Raw genomic sequence first — 21,057 nt, forward strand, 5'->3', positions numbered from 1 at the left:
TGTTTTAATATCTTTTAGAGATAAACCAAATCTTACTTATCTATTGTACGGGAAGGAACACCTTCGAAAGTCATTTTAACAGGATTTATAAATCCGTTCTCATCGAAAGTCATCCGGTCGATACAAGTCACACGGTGGTCGCGAGTATTGTCGTTCAGCGGGCGGCGATGGTAGACGATATAATAATCTTCAGTATTCGGAACATGCAATACGGAATGATGCCCGGCTCCTCGCGCGATTGTCGAATCCTGCTGGAGAATCGTGGCGATACGATTGAAAGGTCCGAAAGGCGAATCGGCAATCGCATAAGCGACACAATAATCGGGACCTGTCCAGCCCCCTTCGCTCCACATAAAATAGTACTTACCGTTCTTCTTGAACATGAACGGACCTTCCACATATTTATCCGGTGTCACTTCCTTGTAGACCGTCCCGTCTTCAAAAGGAACCAACCCGGTGAAATCGTCGTTCAGGCGAACGACATTACAATGTCCCCAACCGCCGTAATACATATAGTAGCGGCCATCATCGTCACGGAAAACGAACTGGTCGATCGGCTGTGCCCCGTTTACGATCTCGTTGATAAGCGGTTTGCCTAACAGGTCCTTATACGGACCTTCCGGGCGGTCGCTGACGGCAACCCCGATTCCTCCTACTTCACCTTCATGCACGTCGTTGGCCCCGAAGAAAAAATAATATTTGCCATCCTTATGGATGATAGACGGCGCCCACATGGCTTTCTTCGCCCATTTCACGGCGGAGGTATCGAGCACAGACGAATGTTTCGTCCAGTTCACCAAATCCTTGGATGAAAAACAGTCGAAATAAGTCTGCTTCTCATACGCATCGCTCCAGGTCGGGAAAACCCAATAGGTATCACCATAAATGATCCCTTCCGGATCGGCATACCAGCCCTCGAATATCGGATTACCACTGGTCACGACATCAGCAACAGCCTTCTGTTGCTGTTTCGGCTGTCCGCACGAAACTAATGCGGCAGCACACAATAGCACATATAAACTTTTTTTCATTTATGAGTTAGATTTTTTCTGTTCCATATTCTTAGCCAACCCCCCTTCGGATGTTTCCTTATAGAGACTCGGCAGGTCGTTTCCGGTCTGACGCATCACTTCCACCACCTGGTCGAAACTTACACGGTGCTTGCCATCGGAGAAATTGGAGAAGGTGTTCGCATCCAGCGCACGGGCTGCCGCAAAGGCATTGCGTTCGATACAAGGAATCTGTACCAACCCGCAAACCGGGTCGCAAGTCAGTCCCAAGTGATGCTCCAGCCCCATCTCGGCCGCATACTCGATCTGTGCAGGCGTCCCCCCGAACAACTGACTGGCCGCAGCAGCAGCCATCGCACAAGCCACACCGACCTCTCCCTGGCATCCTACCTCGGCCCCGGAAACGGATGCATTCGTACGGACCACATTACCGAACAACCCGGCTGTCGCCAACGCACGCAAGATACGGGAGTCACGGAAGTCGCGGGACTCTTTCAGATGGTAAAGCACAGCCGGCATGACACCGCACGAACCGCAGGTCGGGGCCGTCACGATCTTGCCTCCGCAAGCGTTCTCCTCGGAAACGGCCAGAGCATACGCATAGACCATCCCACGGCTTTTGATACTGCTGCCGTAACCTTTGGCACGGATCATATAGTCGGATGCCTTACGCCGGATTCCCAGACCGCCGGGCAAGATGCCTTCGGCTTCGAGGCCATTACGGACTGCTTGTTGCATCACTTCCCATACTTCGGCCAGATAGTCCCATATCTGCGGACCTTCGCACTGTTCGACATATTCCCAGTAGGAATGGCCGGTTTTTTCACACCAGGCCTGTATATCCTTGATAGTATGCATTTCGTAAACCTGGCCCTGCGTCAACTCGTTGTAGGTTTCGTTTGCCAACGTCCCTCCCCCGATACTGTAAATCGTCCAGTTATCCAGTTCCTCTCCGCTTTCGTCAAACGACTGGAAGAGGATGCCGTTCGGATGAAAAGGCAGGAACACCTTCGGTTCCCAAGTGATATTGGTCTTGGCCACCGGGCTCAACACTTCGAGAATTGCCGCATCCGTCATGTGGCCTTTGCCTGTAGCCGCCAGGCTCCCATAGAGCGTAACATTAAAACGTACGGCTCCCCGATTGCGTTCCAGGAACATCCGGGCAGCACGCATCGGCCCCATTGTGTGGCTACTGGACGGCCCGTGACCGATCCTGTATATTTGCTTGATCGATTCCATTGTTTTGAGATTTATGAGTTATCATTTGTAATTTATGATTTATAGTTTATGCATTGATGATAAATTATAAATCTTTTCACACTTTCAAAAATATATTCCGCTTATAAAGCAGCCACAAAATTACATAAATAATCAATGCGTTCGACGCTGCAATCAAAGCCGGATAATAATTTCCTGTATATTGTTCGAGGCCATGAAAAAGAGAAGTTCCTATACATCTGAAACTAATCACGTTAGCCAGCATATAGGCCACGATCGAATTCATGCCGTAGACTTTCAACCAAGTCAGGTTCTTCCGGTGTCCCTTATAATCGATCCAATAATAGAACAAGCCCATCAACAGGAAACAATAGCCGCTGCTGACCAACACCATCGAGCTCGTCCATATCTTCTTGATCACCGGCAACTGCAAGCCCCACAGCCAGCCCAGCGCAACCATTATCGCACCGATTCCTAACAGCCATTGCCATTTGTGCTTCCGGTCCATTCCGCTCTTCAAGATATGCCCGGCAAAAACTCCGGTCAGCACCGTCACGCCAAAGTTCAGGCTGCTTAATATCCAGGTATAACGATAAGATTCGGCAAATACGATCTGTCCATTCTCCACAACAGCAGCATCGCGGAATCGCCCCAGGACCGTACGGTCCACCCATTCCGCCAGGTTACCGTCCGGCGTGTAGTTGCCACCTCCATAACCATCGACCGTAATAAATTGCATGGCTCCCCAATAGGCTAACAACAAGGCGACCACCGTCCCGATCTGCACGGACAGACGCACATGCAGGAACAGCATTGCCGAAATCAGATAGCCCATCGCAATTGCCTGCAATGTGTTCGAATAAAGATAAATCCGGTCCGGGTCCAATCCTAAAAGATTTCCCTGGCACATCATACCGAAGATCCAGAGCAAGGCCACCCGCTTGACGATACGACGGTAGACCGCCCATTTATCCGGCATCACTTTATATCGGGAAAGGGCGAACGGCATCGACACGCCCGCCATAAACATGAAGAGCGGCATCACCAAGTCCCACGAAGAGAACCCATCCCACTGCACATGCGAGAAGCACCACAAAAAATCGTTATACCAAGGCGCATCTATCGCACGTCCGAGAGGATGCAGAACCCCTTCCAGCGCCACCAGGCAAAACAAATCGAAGCCACGTAACACGTCGAGCGACTCCAGGCGTTGATAAGATGGTTTCATGATGATTTATGATTTATGATTTATGATTTGTATAAAAAAAGATTTCAGATTTATGTTTAATGTTATGTTTTCTGGTCATAAATCATAAATCTGAAATCACAAATTTCTTCACACTTTCAGGAAAATTCGTTGACGGTACAGGAAGTACAGGAATCCCCAGCAAACGGCAATGTAGCCGATCGAACTGGCTAAAGGCTGCGCGGCTTCCGGCATCCATCCGACAAGTCCACCAAACAGGCCTTGGGATGTATAAGAGAAATCGATGAATTTTTGCGCCAAATAGATCGTAATCGAATTAACCCCGATCACCTGGAAGAAGAAAGTCCATTTCCGCCATCCCAACACATCGACAATGTAATAAAACAGGGCGAACATCCAAACCGAATAGGCTCCGACAACGCAGACAAACGAACTGCTCCACAGCTTTTTGTTGATCGGGAACACCAAACTCCACAACACCCCCACCAATAGTAACAGCACACCGGCCAACACCAAGCCTGCCACCTTCCGCTTGTCCGTCAATCCCTCTTTACGCAACTTGATAAACTCGCCCGTAAACATTCCCAACATAGCCGTCACAATCCCCGGCAACGTGGACAACAATCCTTCCGGGTCAAAAAATCCTTGATGCAAACGCCCCGGCAACAACAAACGATCCACATAGCCGACCCAGTTGCCTTCCAGCGTGAATGGTCCGGCCTCCGCACCCGGCACAGGGATAAAAGCTATCCAAACCCAATAGCCGACCAAGATCGTCCCGGCTATCCACGCCCTGACTGAAGTCCGGAAATGCACGAACAGCAAGGCGGCAAACATCCATCCCAACCCAATACGCGCCAAGACGCTGGCGCAACGAAGGTTCGCAAAGTCAAACTGTAGCAATCCGTTATAGACACATCCCAGCAACACCAGCGTAATTCCTCTGCGGACAATCCTTTTATAGATATCCGACTCGCTCTTCCCCTGTTCGCGCTGCTTTTCCAACGAGAACGGAAACGAGATGCCGGCAATGAACAGAAACAGCGGAAAAATCGTGTCGTGGTGTGTCAACCCGTCCCACTCCACATGATCCATCTGTCCACCTATCGCCTGAAAAAAAGAATTCGGAAACAACGTTGCCAACGCAACGAAAAGAGAAGCCCCTCCCATAATAAAGAACATATCAAACCCCCTCAGGGCATCCAGCGACAGCAGTCGCCGGGACTGTTTTTGTTTTTCCATATATACAATATCTTTTTAAGTTTACTTTGTCGATCAAGTTTGCAAAGATAGGTCTTTTTTCAACACAAGCAATTTATACAAGAAACCTCGTTTCTTCAGATACCCTAAAAATTTTCATTCTTTCCCCAACAGTGAAAATAAATTTTCCATCACATGAAAATTTATTTCCCCACTATGGAAAATTTATTTTCATGCGATGGAAATTTCTCTTTCATGCAATGGTATCAGAACAACGTTCCCAACCGAAATTTTCTTCATACCGGTCGAAGAGGGGTTCCTCTTCGATATTGTATTGACGGAGCAAATCGCGTACGTATAACTGGTCTTCGGGAGTAAAACAACGCTCCTTACGTTTCAAACGGTAAAAATGAGTCGTCCCGAAATATTCTCTCATCTCCCGCCGTATTTCTTTAGCCTGACGATAAGGGATATTGTCCAACAGGTGCTCCATGCCATAGGCATTTTTCAACGGGCTGTCGTCCATAAACCCGGAACAATCGCCATCGGGGACAACACGTTCCGGGTTGATCGCTCTCACCGCCCAACGTTCTTTCGGGATATGCCGCGACACCTGATGACGCAGACAGGTGGAAGCATGTAGGCATTTCCCGTTAAAACAAAGTGCAAAGTCGTTCGGAACCAAAGAATAATCTAATTTGTCTAACATGGTATTAATGTATTGATATTAGACAAAGGTACTCACAGATCCGGCGGAAAGCAAACATTTACACTCAAAAAATGATCACAACAACAATGACTATAGGCGAGATGAGGGAGTTCACCGTGCCAACGGCTGCCATTTCATATAAGTTCCGGTTCTCCACAACCACTCCATCGGTCCATAACGGAACTTCTTCAGCCAATAATGGCTGAACACTATCTGAACACCCGTATAAGCAAGACAAACCAATACGCTCAAGAAAACACCCAGATGGCTCCAATCCAACCCGAAACCGGAAAAAATAAAGACACCGATCACGGACTGCGCGATATAATTCGTCAGGCCCATACGCCCGTAACTGACTAACGGTGCCATCGCCCGCTGCACCTTCTGCAAACGGTATCCCTCCATCACCACAATTACCCATAGATAAGCAGTCAACAGGTTAATCAGATTAGTCGTCGTCGAACTCATCCACGAATAAAAAGAGACCTCTCCCCAAGCCACAGGCGGAAGATAAGAACGCGCCACATAGAGCAGTCCCAATCCTGCGAGGGCAAGCAAGGCCCAGCGGTTCAGCCGGCCACGAAACTCGTCCATACGTTCGAATAGACGGATGCGTCCTACGATGAACCCTAAGATGAAAAGTCCCAAGGTCAAGTAAATACGCCCGCTCGACACCTGGAAGCGCATTTTTCCGACGATCCCGTCCCAAGCGTTACTCTCGATCGTTTCAGACAAGGTCGGGACTTTCCGAGGACCTGCCGGACGGGAAGCAGGCCTTTCGGCAACACGTTCCACCTGCTCGACCGCCGGAGCCGTCAGGCTTTTATAAGCTACCGGGACAAGTGTCGCCCCCCCCTAAGAAAAGAAACAGCGTAATCCCTGCCAACAGCTTGGTCGGCCATTTATACATCAACACCAAAACAAACCCCAGTATCGCATATATCAGCAAAATATCCACCCGGACAATCAAGCCGTGTAAATAACCGATCGCCAACAAAAGAACCAGCCTCCACAAAAAACGTGGACGGAAGTCAAGTCCTTTCTTCGCCGCCCGATCCATCTGGATAAAGAAACTTAAACCGAACAGGCAAGAGAAGATAATGAAGAATTTCCCGAAAACCAGATAATTGATAAGCCAACTGAAAATCTCGTTCATCGTTCCCTCCCACGGGAACACAGCCTGAGACGTCATCGTCCCCATAGCTCCAAAATGTTGCATAGAATGAATCAGGCAAATGCCGATAAGAGAAAAGCCACGCAAGGCATCGATCACTGTAATACGCTCTCCGGGAGCAAGCACTGTTTTTGTTGTTTCCATATTTTCAAATTTCAGATTTGATTTTTATTCGTTTTCTTCCGGGAACAAAATTACAGGGCATCACTCGAACAGAAGGAATACAAATTACGGTTTTGTGGATATTTTTTACTGTAGAACGGCTCTTGGTTCGGAATGAATCACATAGTGACCTGTTTTAGGATTCAAGAGAAACAAGATTGTAAATTAATTCGTATGTTTGCAGCCGTAACCTAAAAAAATAAAGACAATGACAGTAATCATTTTAATAGCAGTGATCGTGATCCTGGCAATCTGGATCGTTTCTTTGTATAATTCGTTAGTGAAATTGCGCAACAACCGCGAGAACGCATTTGCCGACATCGACGTACAGCTCAAACAACGCCATGACCTTATCCCACAGTTGGTCGAAACGGTCAAAGGCTATGCCTCACACGAGAAAGAGACCCTGGAACGCGTCATTAACGCCCGTAACGGAGCGATCAGCGCCAAAACGATCGACGACAAGATCATGGCCGAAAACGTCCTGACTTCCGCTCTTGCCGGATTGAAGATCACGCTCGAGGCCTATCCCGATCTGAAAGCCAACCAGAACTTCTTGCAGTTGCAGGAAGAAATTTCCGACCTGGAAAACAAACTGGCTGCCGTGCGCCGTTATTTCAATTCGGCCACGAAAGAGTTGAACAACGCAGTCGAGACATTCCCGTCCAACCTGATCGCCGGTATGTTCGGTTTCAAGAAGGAAGTGATGTTCGACCTGGGCGAACAACGCGCGACACTCGAAGAAGCACCTAAAATCAAGTTCTAAGGATGCAATACGTCGGTATACAAACCCAACAGAGCAGGAACAATTTCCGGTCCCTGCTCCTGCTTTGCTTGTTTCCCTGCCTGGTAATGGGATTGCTTTTTGCGTTCTGCTACCTGCTCCACCTGTTGGCAATGAACGACGACGGCCTGACGGGGGCCGAACTGCTCGGATATTCCACCGGGATGTTCATCCATTTGGCGCCATACGTATTGGGAGGTGTACTCATATGGTTCATCATCGCCTATTTTGCCAATACAAGCATCATCAACTCGGCAACCGGCTCCGAACCTTTGTCGAGAATGGAAAACAAAAGGGTATACAACTTAGTGGAAAACCTATGTATGAGCCAGGGAATGAAAATGCCCAAGATCAATATCATCAACGACGATTCTCTGAACGCTTTTGCAAGCGGCATCAACGAAAGGACTTACACCGTCAGCCTCTCACGGGGGATCATCGACAAGTTGAACGACCAAGAACTGGAAGCGGTCATTGCACACGAGCTGTCGCATATCCGCAACAAAGACGTGCGCCTGATGATCGTATCGATTGTCTTTGTCGGCATCTTTGCCATGCTCGCACAGATGGCCATGCGTTCCGTCTACTACTCGTCGATGAGCCGCAGGAGAGACGAGAAAAACAACACTGCGATCATCATCGTCTTAGTCATGGTTGTTGCAGCCATCGGTTATTTCTTCTCCATGCTGATGCGTTTCGCCATCTCGCGCAAACGGGAATACCTGGCCGACGCCGGGGCTGCCGAGATGACCAAGAATCCGCTCGCCCTCGCCAGCGCACTACGGAAAATCTCGGCCGATCCCGACATCGAAGCCGTCAAACGAGAAGACGTAGCCCAGCTTTTCATCCAGCATCCGGGCCAACAGGCCAAAAGCGCACTGAACGGTTTAAGCGGACTTTTCGCCACTCATCCACCCATTGAAAAGCGGATACAAGTACTCGAACAATTCTAAATTTAATCAAGATTTAATATCCCTAATCATTCCAATCCCGGCATTAATTTAATATCTTTGATGCCGGATAAAAATAAGTGTTGGAAATGATACAAAAAGAATTGACCGGCGATCTTAAGCTGAAATGGGATCGCATACAACAGGCGATGCGGAAGATAAATGCCGACGGATGCCTGCTTACCGTGGATGTAAATCTGTATTACACAACCGGACGTATCTATAGCGGCTATTTCTATCTTCCTGCGGAAGGTGCTCCGTGGTTCTTCGTGAAACGGCCGAACGGACTGGCAGGCGATCATGTCGAATACATTCGCAAACCGGAACAGATGGCCGAGCTCTTCGCGTTCTACGGACTGGAAATGCCGGAAAAGCTTCTGCTCGAAGCCGACGAACTGACATACAACGACTATATACGTCTGCAAAAGATCTTCAATCCGAAAGAGACCGGAAACGCAACCGCAATGATGCGTGAACTGCGCCGGATAAAGACACCGTACGAGATCGAAATGTTCCGCATCTCGGCCGAACGCCACGCCAAGACATATGCCGAAATTCCCGAATGTTTCCGCCCCGGAATGACTGATCTCGAATTCCAGTATGAAATAGAAAAACGGATGCGCAAGAACGGTTCCATCGGACTGTTCCGCGCCTTCGGAGCTAATATGGATATCTTTATGGGAAGTATCCTGGCGGGAGAAAACGCCGAAGTCCCCTCGCCTTTCGACTTTGCCTTAGGTGGTAGTGGTATCGACGCTTCCTGCCCGTTAGGTGCAAACGGAACGCCTCTGAAAGAAGGGACAGCCATCATGGTAGACATGGCAGGAAATTATACGGCTTATATGACGGATATGACACGTGTGTTCTCCGTCGGCCACCTGACCGAGCTTGCTTACCGGGCACATCAGACAGCCCTCCTTATCGAAAGCGAGATCGAGAATATCGCCCGGCCGGGCACACCTTGTGCCGAACTCTACGAGATAGCCGCCAAAATCACCGAAAGCCAGAGACTTGGCGCATACTTCATGGGGACCAAGCAACAAGCCAAATTCGTAGGGCACGGCATCGGCATCCAGATAAACGAGCTGCCGGTACTTACGCCCCGCTCGAAAGACATGCTGGAACCGAACATGGTATTTGCACTCGAACCGAAATATGTGATACCGGGTATCGGCGCCGTCGGCATCGAAAATAGTTTCCTGGTTACGGAAACCGGACTGGAGAAGATCACGCACTTCACAGAAGATATCATACAATTAGACAAATAAATCATAAATCATAAATCATAAATCATAAATCATAATGAAAAAAACAATCTCACTTCTCCTGTTACTGTCTGTCATCTTCATGCCGGTAAAGGCACAAGATGTAGAAAACGTAAAGCCGGTGAAGAATGTCATTCTTCTAATCCCGGACGGGACATCACTGGCTACAGTCTCTATGGCGCGTTGGCTGCAATGGTATACCAACCCCGACAAACCGAAATTGAACATCGACCCGTATCTCTGCGGAACAGTCCGCACGCATTCTTCGAATGCCCCGATCGGCGACTCGGCTCCTACGACTTCCTGCTACATGACAGGACAACCCAGCCGTACAGGCTACGTTTCCACCTACCCGGAGAACGACGGTGACAACGATATCTACCCGACCGATCCGGCACGCGCTTTCCAACCGCTGACAACCGTCCTGGAAGCTGCCAAAATAAAACAGGGCAAATCAACGGGACTGGTTTTCACCTGCGAATTCCCGCATGCAACACCGGCCGACTGCTCCGCCCACAGCTACAACCGTGGCAAATATGAATGGATCGCTCCGCAGATGGCTCACAACGACCTGAACGTCGTGATCGGTGGCGGCGCCAGCCTGCTTCCCGAAGAGAGCGAAGCCTACCTGAAAGGTAACGGATACGGTATTTTCAAGAATGACATCGACGGTATGCGTAATTACAAAGGCAACAATATGTGGGCTTTGTTCGGAGATCGGGAAATGGCTTACGACATCGACCGAGATCCGAGCCAACAGCCATCCTTGGAAGAGATGACACGCAAGGCAATCGAAAAGTTATCCCAAAACCCGAACGGTTTCTTCCTAATGGTGGAAGGCAGCAAGGTCGACTGGGCTGCCCACGCGAACGATCCGGTCGGCATGGCCACGGATATGTTGGCTTTCGACCGTGCTTGCGGTGCTGCCCTCGAATTTGCCCGTCAGAATGGCGAGACTGCCGTAGTGATCGTTCCCGATCATGGTAACAGCGGTATCAGTATCGGCCGTGCCGACTGTAAAGGTTACGATAAACTGAGCAAGGACCAGTTGTTTCATCAGCTTTCTTTGTATAAATTGACAGCCGAAGGCTTTGCCAAGAAAGTGAACAGTGTACCGAATTCCGAAGTGCAAAACGTCTTCCGGGAATATGCCGGCTTCGAACTGACACCTGAAGAACTGGATGCCTTGAACCATTGCAAGAATTACAAAAACAGCCCGATCCCGGAAAATGAACGCTCGATCGAAGGCAAAGGCTCTTTATACAGCAGTTCGCTGACGACTTTCATGTCCAAGCTGCTTACCTCCAGAACCTGTTTCGGTTTCACAACTGGCGGCCACACAGGCGAAGAGGTGTTCCTTGCAGCTTACCATCCCGACCGTACAAGCTTACCTCTCGGTATGCACACGAATATCGAACTGAATCATTATCTCTGTGCCCTGTTCGGCATGACACACGACACGCTGGAAGAACTGACAACCGGAAACTTCGCTCCTCACACGGAAGTATTCAAAGATTTCAAATGTGAAATCGTTCCGGCTAAAGACGAGAAAGGTTCTCCTTCACTGGTCGTAAAAAACAAAAGGAAGCAGATCAACATCACGCCGTTCAGCAACATCGTGACGATCGGAAAGAAAGGCCGGGAAGAAATCCGCCTGAATTCGGTAATCGTATACGTTGACAAAAACAATACATTCTACTTGCCGACCAAACTGGCAGAATATCTGCAATAAAAATAGAGAAGAGGGTGGTGTGCACACCACCCCTCTCTCGTGAAATTTATCTTCCCCATAAACCTGTCTTCCTCCTCCAAACGCCCTATTTACATAATACACGGCAATAAGTTATAGTTATTTGTTTTTTTTCAATCATTCTTTTCTTAAAATATCTATACTGTATAAATATGGAAGATTTATATAGACATTCAGACAAATAAAACCGCTCTTTTTAAGGTACATTTGCGTCATTTTTAATGAATAAAACGAATATGACAAGAGCAAATGCAAAATGGATACGGCTGATGGCAGTTATCGGCTGTACGACTATGTGGATGGCATCCTGCAAACATGCACCGGATGCACAGATGAAAGCATCTTACGCGACGATGAAAGTTTCTACGGCAAACAAAGAGCTGACAACCCCTTATTCGGCCACGATCCGCGGTCGCCAGGATATAGACATTTATCCGCAAGTATCGGGAACGATCGAAAGGCTTTGTGTAACCGAAGGAGAGGTCGTACGGAAAGGACAATTACTTTTTGTTATAGACCAAGTTCCTTACAAAGCTGCTTTAAAGACAGCCCAGGCAAATGTGGAAGTGGCAAAAGCAGCTTTAGCTACAGCCGAACTGAACTACAACAGTACTAAAGAATTATTTGCGAAAAAAGTCGTTTCCGCTTTCAACCTGAAAACAAGCGAAAACAGCTATCTGACGGCCAAAGCACAACTGGCGCAGGCGGAAGCACAAGAAGTGAACGCCCGCAACAACCTGTCTTATACGGAAGTCAAAAGTCCGTCCGACGGAGTTGTCGGTATGTTGCCTTACCGCGCCGGAGCATTGGTCAGCGCCAGTATTCCCCAACCGTTGACAACTGTTTCCGACAATTCGAACATGTATGTTTACTTCTCCATGACCGAAAATCAATTACTGGCTATGAGCCGCCAGTACAAAAGCATGGACGAAGCGTTGAAAAACATGCCGGAAGTGTCGTTGAAACTGAATGACCAGTCTATTTACGAACAAAAAGGAAAGATCGAATCGATTAGCGGAGTGATCGATCGGAAGACCGGGACAGTCGGCGTACGTGCCGTATTCCCCAACGAATCCCGCCTACTTCATAGCGGAGCCTCCGGCAATGTGCTCATACCGCAAACTTATAAAGACTGTATCGTAATTCCTCAAGGTGCAACAGTCCGTTTGCAGGACAAGACGCTTGTCTATAAAGTGGTGGATGGGAAAGCTGTTTCCACATTGATTACTGTAGCTGAAATCAACGACGGTCGCGAATATATCGTACTTGACGGATTGAAGGTTGGCGAAGAAATCGTATCCGAAGGAGCCGGGTTAGTACGCGAAGGAACGCAAGTTAAATAAAGGATCGAAGTATGAAAGGAAATATATTTATCAAACGGCCTGTTATGGCCATCTCCATCTCCATTCTTATTTTGGCGATCGGACTAATTTCGCTCTTTACCTTGCCGGTCGAGCAATATCCTGACATTGCGCCGCCTACGGTTCACGTATCGGCAACCTATACCGGAGCGGATGCCAATGCGGTGATGAACAGTGTTATCATGCCACTGGAAGAAAGCATCAATGGTGTAGAAAACATGATGTACATGACTTCAACAGCAACCAATGCCGGTTCGGCAACGATCGAGGTATATTTCAAACAAGGGACAAACCCCGATATGGCAGCCGTCAACGTACAGAATCGTGTAACGAAGGCACAGGGTTTATTGCCTGCTGAAGTAACCCGTATCGGTGTCAGCACTCAAAAACGACAGACCAGCTTCCTGCAGATCGACGCACTTGTCAGCACTGACGGACGATTTGACAAGACCTTTCTCGGAAACTACCTCGACATCAACGTCATCCCACGTATCAAACGTATCGAAGGCGTAGGTGACGTAATGGAGTTGGGTGATACCTATAGTATGCGTATCTGGCTGAACCCCGAACGAATGGCCCAATACGGCTTGGTTCCATCGGATGTGACTGCTGTATTAGGAGAACAGAATATCGAGGCTCCGACCGGTTCGCTGGGTGAAAACTCGAAAAACGTTTTCCAATATACGATGAAATATCGTGGACGCTTGAAGAGCGTAGAAGAATTCCAGAATATCGTCGTCCGTGCTCAGGAAGACGGTTCTGTCTTACGCCTGAAAGATGTCGCTAAGGTTGAGTTGGGAACATTGAGTTACGGTTTCGACAGCCAAATGGACGGCAAACCAGCCGTGACATTCATGATTTACCAGGTAGCCGGTTCCAATGCTACGGAAGTCAACGAACGTATTGCCGCCGAATTGGAAAAGATGAAAGAAGAATTGCCTACAGGTATGGAATTCATCACGATGATGAGCTCCAACGACTTCTTATTTGCTTCTATTTATAATGTAGTCGAAACACTGATCGTGGCGATCATCCTCGTAATCCTCGTGGTGTATTTCTTCCTGCAAGACTTCAAGAGTACCTTGATCCCGTCTATTTCAATCATCGTTTCGTTGATCGGTACATTCGCCTGTCTGACCGCAGCCGGATTCACGATCAACATTCTGACCCTGTTTGCCCTGGTGCTTGCCATCGGTACGGTAGTGGATGACGCGATCGTAGTGGTAGAAGCCGTACAGGCGAAATTCGATGCGGGTTACACCTCGTCCTATCAAGCAACGAAAGATGCGATGGGTGACGTGACGATGGCCGTTATCTCTTGTACCTGTGTGTTCATGGCCGTGTTCATACCGGTAACTTTCATGGGCGGTACTTCTGGTATTTTCTACACACAATTCGGTGTGACGATGGCAACCTCCGTAGGTCTTTCCATGATCTGTGCATTGACGCTCTGCCCCGCCTTGTGTGCTATGATGATGCGCCCGAGCGATGGAAACAAGAGTGCCAAAAGTTTCAACGGACGTGTACGTGCAGCCTACAATGCCTCTTTCAATGCCGTGTTGGGCAAATACAAAAAAGGCGTCATGTTCTTTATTCACCACCGCTGGATGGTATGGGCCGGAACGATCGCATCCATTATTCTGCTGGGATGGCTTATCAGCAATACCAAAACAGGTCTTGTCCCGCAAGAAGACCAAGGGACCATCATGGCAAACGTGGCCATTGCTCCGGGTAGCACATTGGAAGAAACGGGCAAGGTGCTGGACAAAGTAGAGAATATCCTGAAGAACACGCCCGAAGTAGAACACTACGCCCGCGTAGCTGGCTACGGCTTCCTGGCTGGTCAAGGTACTTCCTACGGTATGGCAATCATCCGTTTGAAAAACTGGGATGAAAGAAAAGGGGCCGAACATGTTTCCGACGCAGTAGTAGCCCGCCTAAACGCACAATTCGCCCAAATCAAAGAAGCGCAGATATTCTGCTTCCAGCCGGGTATGATTCCGGGCTACGGTCTGGGTAACTCTATCGAGTTGAACTTGCAGGACCGTACAGGTGGAGATATGAGCACTTTCTACGGCAACGCCATGCAGTATATCGGAGCTTTAAACCAGCGCCCAGAAGTTGCAATGGCTTATACTTCTTATGCAATGAACTTCCCGCAGATATCGGTCGATGTGGATGCAGCCAAATGTAAACGGGCAGGCATTTCACCTTCGATGGTTCTCGACGTATTGGGTAGCTATTGTGGTGGTGCATACGTTTCCAACTACAACCAATTCGGGAAAGTATACCGTGTGATGTCACAAGCCTCACCTGAATATCGTCTTGACGAACAAGCCCTGAACAACATGTTCGTCCGCAACGGGACGGAAATGGCTCCGCTCAGCCAGTTCGTAACCCTGAAACGGGTACTCGGACCTGAAGTATCCAATCGTTTCAACCTCTTTAGCTGTATCACGGTCAATGTGAACCCGGCACCGGGATATTCCACGGGTGAAGTACAACAGGCCATCGAGGAAGTGGCTGCCCAAATGCTGCCGACAGGATACGGGTACGAATATGGCGGTATGGCACGTGAAGAGGCCAATACGGGAGGCTCGCAGACACTCTTTATCTATGCGGTCTGTATCTTGCTTATCTACTTGATTCTGGCTTGTCTGTACGAAAGTTTTCTTGTGCCCTGGGCCGTTATCCTGTCTGTTCCGTTCGGTTTGATGGGTTCATTCCTGTTTGCCAAACTGTTTGGATTGGAAAATAACATCTACTTGCAGACCGGTGTAATCATGTTGATCGGACTTTTGGCCAAGACGGCAATTTTGATTACTGAGTTCGCCATCGAACGCCGTCGTAAAGGGATGGGGATCGTCGAATCGGCTTATTCGGCCGCACAAGCCCGTTTACGTCCGATTTTGATGACCGTACTTACGATGATCTTCGGTATGCTTCCGCTTATGTTCGCATCCGGAGCCGGAGCCAACGGTAACAGTTCATTAGGAACAGGTGTTGTCGGCGGTATGGCGGTCGGGACATTGGCATTACTGTTCGTCGTGCCGGTATTCTACATCATTTTCGAATACATGCAAGAAAAAATCCGTCCGCCGATGGAAGTTGAAACCGATATGCAAGTTGCGTTGGAAAAGCAAAAGAGCCAAACCGAACGTGACGGTTTAAACAATGAAAATAAATAAGGTATGAAGAAAATAATCGTATTAACAACCGCAACCGCCCTGTTGAGCAGTTGCGGCATATACACCAAATATCAACCGGCCGAGACGACTCCGGACAACCTGTACGGAGAAGAGGTGGCTGTCGATGATACGACCAACTTCGGTAATGTGAACTGGCGGGAACTTTTTACGGACCCGCAGTTACAGGCTCTTATCGAACAAGGGTTACAAAACAACACCGATCTCCGGTCCGCCCAATTGCAGATCGAGGAAGCGGAAGCGGCGTTAATGTCGGCAAAACTTGCTTTCCTTCCTTCGTTCGCACTTTCCCCGCAAGGAACGATCAGCAGTTTCGACGGTGGGAAAGCGACAAAGACATACACGCTGCCAGTCACAGCCAGTTGGGAACTGGACATCTTCGGACGTCTGCGCAATGCCAAGCAACAGGCCAAAGCACTGTATGCCCAAAGCAAGGACTACCAGCAGGCTGTGCGTACCCAGTTGATCGCCGGGATCGCCAACGTATACTATACATTGTTGATGTTAGATGAACAGTTAGCCATTTCGCAACAGACAGAAGAAGCCTGGAAAGAGACGGTGGCTTCTACCCGTGCATTGATGGATGCCGGATTAGCTAACGAGGCGGCCACTTCCCAAATGGAAGCGGCTTACTACAGCGTACAGACTTCCATTCTTGACTTGAAAGAGCAGATCAACCAAGTCGAAAATAGTCTCGCCCTATTGCTCGCTGAGACACCGCGCCGCTACGAACGTGGAAAGCTGGCCGACCAGCGGCTCCCGGAAGACGTAGCAGTCGGCGTACCGATGCAAATGTTATCGAACCGTCCCGATGTACGTGCTGCCGAACGTTCGCTGGAACAAGCATTTTACGCGACCAACCAGGCTCGTGCCGCTTTCTATCCTTCCATCGTACTGAGTGGAAGTGCCGGATGGACCAACTCGGCAGGGAGTATGATCGTCAATCCAGGCAAATTCCTGGCTTCGGCAGTCGGCTCACTCACACAACCGTTGTTCAATAAAGGACAGATCATGGCCCAATACCGCATCGCCAAAGCACAGCAGGAAGAAGCAAGCCTGTCTTTCCAGCAAGCCTTGCTGAATGCCGGCAGCGAAGTCAACGACGCTTTAGTCGCCTGCCAGACAAGCAAGGCCAAGACCCTTTTGTTCGAAAAGCAAATCCAATCCTTGGAAAAAGCATTGGAAAGCACCTCGTTGCTGATGGAACATGGTACGACGACCTATCTGGAAGTGCTGACCGCCCGCCAGTCCTTGTTGAGTGCACAGCTGTCACAAACAGCTAACCGGTTCACCGAGATACAAAGCGTGATCAACCTTTATCAAGCTTTAGGCGGCGGTAGAGAATAAGAAAACATTTTTTATCCATAAAAGCCAAAAACCTTCTAAACCGGACCTTTTACCTATTCCATAGGACCTGTTTCAGAAAAAGTATCCAAACTTCAACGAAACAGGTCCTTTTTTATCAAATGAAAAATAAGCGGAGCCATGACATTGTCTATTCATTTTTTTATACTTTTGTGGGCATAAGACAGAATATACACAACAATGAAAAGTAAAAGTTATTGTTCAATTATTAGCTAATACACCGTATTTTCACGTGAACAAAATATCAATAATTTACTAATAACCAAACATTTAATTATACAATTAAAATCTTTCAGCTAATTAAATAATCCAAACACGTACATATAAAATATCTTTTTGACGTACTTTTGTGTACTATTTTTTTTACAAATGTTTTACAGCGCACGATTATGGCTACATTCAAATTTTTGGTACTCCCGCATCAACGGAAAGAAGATGGTACATATAACGTAAAAATCCGTATTACACAGAAAGGCAAGTCCAAATACATCAAGACCAGCCACAATGTATCAGCTTCAGATATTATAAAAAAGAAAGACAACGGAAAAGAAAAAATCAAGATCAAGAATCAAGCCGTAATCGACCTAATGGAAGAGATGATATTAGGATTTAAGAAAAAATTGACATCCGCAGGTGTTGAAGCAGAACACTGGGATGTTGATCGAATTGTGGAGTACTTGACTACAGAGGAAAAGAATTTCAGTCTGAATTTCATTTCCTATGGACGAAAAATAGCGGATGATCTTGAGCAAGATGGAAGGTTGGGTACGGCAAAGAACTATCGGATAGCCATAAATGCGCTTGTCAGGTTTATCGGAAAAGAAGAACTCGACATAAACCTTATTACAGCATCTTTTATGAGGGCGTTTGAGAAGTTTCTGAAAAACGAACCTTCTTTTAAGGGGTGTCGCGATGGTGGATCAAAACCTACTGATAAGCCTAAAGGTAAACGGAGCATATCTCTTTACACATCACAAATCAAAACACTACACAACCTCGCTAAAAATGAATATAATGACGAGGACAGAGGAATCATACGCATCCCATTTTCCCCGTTCTCAAAATACAAAATCGCACCAGTTCCCAAAAGTGAGCATCGAACATTGTCTATAGACCAAGTGCAGCAAATAATAGATCTTCCGTATAAACAAAATGCTCGCAATGGAGGTCAGCCTGTTTTCAATTTAGCGAAAGACCTATTTATCTTATCATTTGCGATGATGGGCATGAATAGTGCTGATTTCTATAATGCTCCTACCGCCGAAAACGAAATTATTACCTATCAAAGGACTAAGACACGCACAAGGCGTGAAGATAAGGCAGAAATGAAGGTCAGGATTGAACCGGAAATAAAAAGCCTGTTTGAGAAATACTCCGACCCATCTGGAGAGAAAGTCTTTATTTTTCATAAGTGGTATAGAAGTTCAGAGAATTTCAATAAATCAATAAATAAAGGATTAGATGAGATAGGAAAAATAATAGAGGTTCCAGATCTGAATTATTATTATGCCCGCCATACGATGGCAACGTTAGCAGCAAATAAGGCTGGAATTGATATTGCCAGAGTTGATGAAATGCTAAACCACTCCGATTCAACTTTAAAGCTGGCTCGTGTGTATATCGAACGGGACTACAGTGTGCTTTGGGAAGCCAACAGGAAGTTGTTATCCTTGTTTAAATGGGATGGCCTAAAATAAATCAGATCGATCAATTAGGCTTATCCGAAAAAGCTAAACGTATCTTTGCTTGGAAATTTTTTGCAGGAGAGTCTTTTGCTGATTGGCCGGGAGCAGAAAACAGGAAAGAACTATATGAGGTTTACCAAAAAGTTTTTAATGCTATCCTCGATCAAAAGAAAGGAATGTTACTGTTTTAAATGGCATTGATTATCAACATATAAGACAATAAAACTTTAAGATTCAAATATAAAATCTGGATCTTAAAGTTTTTTATTGATACAAAATTGCAAAAAAATTTCATTTCACAACTTAAGCCATTCTTCATAACTTATAACTTTATAGTTATCCGATATTTGTTTTTCATAATCATTATCTTTTATCGTTTTATATTGATTCGTAAAAACATCAACTTTTTTTCTTTGCTTGATAAACATTTGATACAAGTTAGCAAATCCTTCCTTATTTAATACGTTTGTATATTGAGCATGGTTCATAAATCCTACAGTCAATCCATCATCGCCATAAGATATTGTTTTATATTTAAATAACCTAGCGTCTATAAATATGGGGTAAGGTAGTTTTATCTGTTTATACACCTTTCCTGCATTAGCTATATCAAGACAATACTCAAACTCTGGAGAGATATAATAGTTTATGCCTATAGAATTTATATCAAAGTCTACTTTATCTAATATTGAAATCTCAAAAGTTTTTCCCCAAGGACTTACAAATCTAGCTATTAAAGACTTATCTATTTGCAATATAAAATAAACTGAATTATAAGAAGTTCCTTGATGAAAAGATATTATATTCTTAGGTTCCTCTAGTTTATTATATCGTATTCCAAACTCAAAACAATAAGACCAATTTGATAGCGGTCGTATCACTTCCCACGCTAAGTGTAATAACAATTCGCTTAATTGGATAAGAGCATTGTCCAAAACCTTAACATTAAACACTTGCATATTTTTTAGATCAAAATTCCACTTTTCAATTTTAGAATCATAATGTGCACCACCGAATCGATCAGATATTAACCTAATTAATGATTTTGAAGACAGTTCCTTACCTTTAACTTGAAGTATTGGAAGATCGAGCCATTCTTCAATGGATATTGATTTTGTATGCCATCTCGTAGGACGGAGTTGGGGATAGTTTATACCATATTTTAAAACTAATCCTTCAATTGGGAATTTTTGTTCTGATAAAGAATTTATATAAACAATAGGAGCTAATCTAAAATAATCCATCACTTCAAAAAATAATGCTTTACGTTTCTCTTTATCTGTATCCAAGAATATCCCCCTTAATTGACCTGAGATAGTAATTATATGATAATCTCTACCTTCGGATATTAGTTTCAGACAATCTTTCACGATAAATAAACCATGCAATAGTTCTAAATAACGAGTAGCTGATGTTTTTTTCATACCTTTATATTTATAGCTCAAAGATAACAAAATTATACATAATCATTTTACATATTAGAAAAAAGTCACATGTGATTCTTTATTAAAGACGCTGTTATTCTGATTTCTACATAACCATCTACCAAATTTTATAATAAAAACCAATACCAATATAGGAAGACAAACCAAGTTGACCGACACCATACCCACCAATTACTCCGAGTCCCCATCTACGATCGGGTATCTTTTTCGTAACATAAACCGTCTTAGGGAACACATCTATACTATCCAAGGCAGCGTTATATCCACTTATCCAAGCATGATAATTCTCCGTCAAGTATTCCTTCTGGTTGATTGGGACAGGTACAACGATCGGCTCTCTCACAGTATCCCCATCGAGAGTGATGTAGATAGGAAACATCTCCGGCACTGTCTGAATTACTGTTTCGTAGACAGGATAAGGGATACTATCTCGAATAGTGTCATACAGGATCAACGTGTCGTTTTTTCCAACAAGTACACCTCCTGCCCTATTCGTGTGCCGACCGGCCAGGAAGCAAAGAAGGCAAAAAACTAAAACTAATATGATATGCCAAGTTTTCATGACT

General features: G+C 46.3%; 18 protein-coding genes. 9 read left to right on the forward strand and 9 right to left on the reverse strand.

What is annotated here, in order from left to right; all coding sequences use genetic code 11:
• Window positions 1–32: 32 nt before the first annotated feature.
• The 7 genes from NQ542_RS06185 to NQ542_RS06215 all read right to left on the reverse strand — a co-directional run bounded on the left by NQ542_RS06185 (window position 33) and on the right by NQ542_RS06215 (window position 6,662).
• On the reverse strand, window positions 33–1,031 hold the full coding sequence (locus NQ542_RS06185; RefSeq protein ID WP_022321363.1) for a glycoside hydrolase family 43 protein: 999 nt from the start codon (window positions 1,029–1,031) through the stop codon (window positions 33–35).
• Complete coding sequence (locus tag NQ542_RS06190; RefSeq protein WP_005638314.1) at window positions 1,032–2,249, reverse strand: L-serine ammonia-lyase; 1,218 nt, start codon at window positions 2,247–2,249, stop codon at window positions 1,032–1,034.
• A 76-nt stretch (window positions 2,250–2,325) separates the two neighbouring features.
• Window positions 2,326–3,456 carry an acyltransferase family protein gene (locus NQ542_RS06195; protein WP_005638315.1) on the reverse strand — a complete coding sequence of 377 codons (1,131 nt, stop codon included), beginning with the start codon at window positions 3,454–3,456 and terminating at the stop codon, window positions 2,326–2,328.
• A 108-nt stretch (window positions 3,457–3,564) separates the two neighbouring features.
• Window positions 3,565–4,677, reverse strand: coding sequence for an acyltransferase family protein (locus NQ542_RS06200; protein WP_005638316.1), 1,113 nt, complete (start codon window positions 4,675–4,677; stop codon window positions 3,565–3,567).
• A 211-nt stretch (window positions 4,678–4,888) separates the two neighbouring features.
• Complete coding sequence (locus tag NQ542_RS06205) at window positions 4,889–5,344, reverse strand: DUF6078 family protein (protein ID WP_005638317.1); 456 nt, start codon at window positions 5,342–5,344, stop codon at window positions 4,889–4,891.
• 111 nt (window positions 5,345–5,455) lie between these two features.
• Window positions 5,456–6,139, reverse strand: a complete 684-nt coding sequence (locus tag NQ542_RS06210) for a DUF418 domain-containing protein (RefSeq protein WP_005638318.1) — start codon at window positions 6,137–6,139, stop codon at window positions 5,456–5,458.
• A 28-nt stretch (window positions 6,140–6,167) separates the two neighbouring features.
• Window positions 6,168–6,662, reverse strand: a complete 495-nt coding sequence (locus tag NQ542_RS06215; RefSeq protein ID WP_005638319.1) for a DUF418 domain-containing protein — start codon at window positions 6,660–6,662, stop codon at window positions 6,168–6,170.
• 226 nt (window positions 6,663–6,888) lie between these two features.
• On the opposite strand from NQ542_RS06215, the gene NQ542_RS06220 reads away from it, so the two are divergent.
• The 9 genes from NQ542_RS06220 (at window position 6,889) to NQ542_RS06260 (ending at window position 19,237) form a co-directional block, all read left to right on the forward strand.
• Window positions 6,889–7,446 (forward strand): LemA family protein, encoded by a 558-nt coding sequence (locus NQ542_RS06220; RefSeq protein WP_005638322.1) that lies wholly within the window; start codon window positions 6,889–6,891, stop codon window positions 7,444–7,446.
• A gap of 182 nt (window positions 7,447–7,628) precedes the next feature.
• Complete coding sequence (locus NQ542_RS06225) at window positions 7,629–8,417, forward strand: M48 family metallopeptidase (protein WP_370686451.1); 789 nt, start codon at window positions 7,629–7,631, stop codon at window positions 8,415–8,417.
• An 86-nt stretch (window positions 8,418–8,503) separates the two neighbouring features.
• Entirely contained in the window at window positions 8,504–9,682 is a 1,179-nt protein-coding gene (locus NQ542_RS06230; RefSeq protein WP_005638327.1) for a M24 family metallopeptidase, read from the forward strand.
• A gap of 34 nt (window positions 9,683–9,716) precedes the next feature.
• Window positions 9,717–11,411, forward strand: a complete 1,695-nt coding sequence (locus NQ542_RS06235; protein WP_005638329.1) for an alkaline phosphatase — start codon at window positions 9,717–9,719, stop codon at window positions 11,409–11,411.
• Window positions 11,412–11,665: 254 nt separating this feature from the next.
• Window positions 11,666–12,772, forward strand: coding sequence for an efflux RND transporter periplasmic adaptor subunit (locus NQ542_RS06240; RefSeq protein ID WP_039850068.1), 1,107 nt, complete (start codon window positions 11,666–11,668; stop codon window positions 12,770–12,772).
• Window positions 12,773–12,783: 11 nt separating this feature from the next.
• Window positions 12,784–15,978 (forward strand): efflux RND transporter permease subunit, encoded by a 3,195-nt coding sequence (locus NQ542_RS06245; protein ID WP_005638335.1) that lies wholly within the window; start codon window positions 12,784–12,786, stop codon window positions 15,976–15,978.
• Window positions 15,979–15,981: 3 nt separating this feature from the next.
• On the forward strand, window positions 15,982–17,343 hold the full coding sequence (locus NQ542_RS06250; RefSeq protein ID WP_005638336.1) for an efflux transporter outer membrane subunit: 1,362 nt from the start codon (window positions 15,982–15,984) through the stop codon (window positions 17,341–17,343).
• Window positions 17,344–17,750: 407 nt separating this feature from the next.
• Window positions 17,751–19,058, forward strand: a complete 1,308-nt coding sequence (locus NQ542_RS06255; protein ID WP_005638338.1) for a tyrosine-type recombinase/integrase — start codon at window positions 17,751–17,753, stop codon at window positions 19,056–19,058.
• Entirely contained in the window at window positions 19,040–19,237 is a 198-nt protein-coding gene (locus tag NQ542_RS06260; protein WP_005638340.1) for a hypothetical protein, read from the forward strand. The genes NQ542_RS06255 and NQ542_RS06260 overlap by 19 nt, the downstream gene beginning before the upstream one ends.
• A gap of 105 nt (window positions 19,238–19,342) precedes the next feature.
• On the opposite strand, the gene NQ542_RS06265 is transcribed toward NQ542_RS06260, so the two are convergent.
• Together NQ542_RS06265 and NQ542_RS06270 are read right to left on the reverse strand one after the other, a co-directional pair.
• Window positions 19,343–20,470, reverse strand: coding sequence for a hypothetical protein (locus NQ542_RS06265; protein ID WP_005638343.1), 1,128 nt, complete (start codon window positions 20,468–20,470; stop codon window positions 19,343–19,345).
• A 118-nt stretch (window positions 20,471–20,588) separates the two neighbouring features.
• A complete protein-coding gene (locus NQ542_RS06270; protein ID WP_005638345.1) occupies window positions 20,589–21,053 on the reverse strand; it encodes a DUF6808 domain-containing protein in 465 nt (154 codons plus the stop codon).
• Window positions 21,054–21,057: the final 4 nt, after the last annotated feature.

Origin of the sequence: Parabacteroides merdae ATCC 43184 (assembly GCF_025151215.1) — a bacterium.
In the GTDB taxonomy this organism is placed as follows: Bacteria; Bacteroidota; Bacteroidia; order Bacteroidales; family Tannerellaceae; genus Parabacteroides; species Parabacteroides merdae.